Source organism: Streptomyces sp. NPDC006265, assembly GCF_040613555.1.
GTDB lineage: Bacteria > Actinomycetota > Actinomycetes > Streptomycetales > Streptomycetaceae > Streptomyces.
Genome location: NZ_JBEXSH010001254.1, coordinates 1 through 1,916, shown reverse-complemented (window position 1 = coordinate 1,916; position 1,916 = coordinate 1). Strand labels below are relative to the sequence as shown.

Sequence of the window (1,916 nt, the reverse complement as noted above, 5' to 3'; positions counted from 1 at the left end):
GGCCGGGCCCGCGCACCCCGGGACACGACAACTTCGCCTCGGAGTCGCCGTCGGTCTTCTTCGGCTCTGCGTCCGTCTTCGCCTCGGCGGCCTCGTCGGCCGGCTCGTCGGCCGCGTCCTTCTTGCCGAGGTCGACGGCCTTGTCGTCAGCGGGGGCGTCGGCGGCGGAGTCGTCGGTCGCGGTGAGGGAGGAGGCGTCGTCCGGGACGATGTCGGCGTCGGACTTCAGGTCGTGCTCGATGCCGTGAACGATGCGGTTGTACTCGTCGTCGGTGAGGACGGCGCCGATGGCGTTCTTGGCGAAGAGGAGATCGACGCCGGGACCGGCGTCGACGAGGACGGTGTCCTCGTTCACTTCCTTGACCGTGGCGTACATGCCCCCGATGGTGCGGATACCGCTGCCGGGCTGCATCTGGTTCCGCATGTCGGCGGCCTGCTGCTGCTTCTTCTTGGCCGACCGGGTCATCAGGAACATGGCCCCGATGAGCACGATGAACGGGAGGAGGGTCAGGAGACTCACGGGTCGGTACTTCCTTCACACGACCGCGCTGTGAGCGGCCAACTGGTTGGGGGTATGTACGCCGCCGACAAAGGCGGCATCGGCGGAGTCTAAGCGAGTCCGCGCGCATGGAACAACGCCCAGCATGGCACCGGGGTTCCCCCTGCGGCCACTGACCTCGCCGCCCCGGAGGCGTGACGGCGCCGTCACGCCCCGAACAAGTCCCCTTGTCCGTTTCCGGCACTCTGGGAGCGTGGCGGGGTGAGGCCGAGGTGCGCCCATGCGGCGGGCGTGGCGACCCGGCCGCGGGGGGTCCGGGCCAGCAGGCCCTCCCTGACAAGGAAGGGCTCGGCGACCTCCTCCACGGTCTCACGCTCCTCCCCCACCGCGACAGCGAGCGTGGAGAGACCGACCGGACCGCCGCCGAACAGCTTGAGCAGGGCTTCCAGCACGCCCCGGTCGAGACGGTCGAGGCCGCGCGCGTCCACCTCGTACACGGCCAGGGCCGCGGCGGCGATGTCCCTGGTGATCAGGCCGTCGGCCTTGACCTGCGCGTAGTCGCGGACGCGGCGCAGCAGACGGTTGGCGATACGGGGCGTGCCGCGGGAGCGTCCGGCGATCTCGGCGGCGCCCTGCGGCTCGATCTCGACTTCGAGGAGGTTGGCCGAGCGGTGGATGACCCGCTCCAGTTCGGCCGGTTCGTAGAACTCCATGTGCGCGGTGAAGCCGAAGCGGTCGCGCAGCGGGGGCGGCAGCAGACCGGCCCGGGTGGTGGCGCCGACCAGGGTGAAGGGGGGCAGCTCCAGCGGGATGGCCGTGGCGCCGGGGCCCTTGCCGACGATGACGTCGACGCGGAAGTCCTCCATCGCCATGTACAGCATCTCCTCGGCGGGCCGGGACATGCGGTGGATCTCGTCGAGGAAGAGGACCTCGCCCTCCTGGAGGGAGGAGAGGATCGCGGCAAGGTCACCTGCGTGCTGGATGGCGGGGCCCGATGTGATGCGGATCGGTGCGCCCATCTCGGCCGCGATGATCATCGACAGGGTGGTCTTGCCGAGTCCGGGGGCACCGGAGAGCAGCACGTGGTCGGCGGTGGCCCCACGCGCGCGTGCGGCGCGCAGCACGAGGTCGAGCTGCTCGCGGACCTTCTCCTGGCCGATGAACTCGTCCAGGTCCTTGGGGCGCAGGGCGGCCTCGACGGCCTGGTCCTCACGGTCGGCGACGGAGTCCACCAGCCGCTCGGCGGCGTCGGCGTCGGTCGTGTCGTCCCAGTTCATGGAGTGTGCCTCGGATCTCGGTACGGAGGTGCGGACGGCCCCGGACTAGTGCCGCGGCAGGCAACGTTTGCCCGTTGAGGAGCGGCGTTTGGTGCGTGCTCTCGGCGTGCCGGCCGGAAGCCCTCGTACTGGACGTACTT

At 70.5% G+C, this 1,916-nt stretch carries 2 protein-coding genes; both read right to left on the bottom strand.

Annotated features, from left to right (window positions below; translation table 11 throughout):
• A partial coding sequence (yajC, locus tag ABZ281_RS47735) for a preprotein translocase subunit YajC (protein WP_356664926.1) occupies positions 1-520 on the bottom strand: 520 nt, incomplete at its 3' end.
• 185 nt (positions 521-705) lie between these two features.
• Positions 706-1,776, bottom strand: coding sequence for a Holliday junction branch migration DNA helicase RuvB (gene ruvB, locus ABZ281_RS47730; protein ID WP_356664924.1), 1,071 nt, complete (start codon positions 1,774-1,776; stop codon positions 706-708).
• Positions 1,777-1,916: the final 140 nt, after the last annotated feature.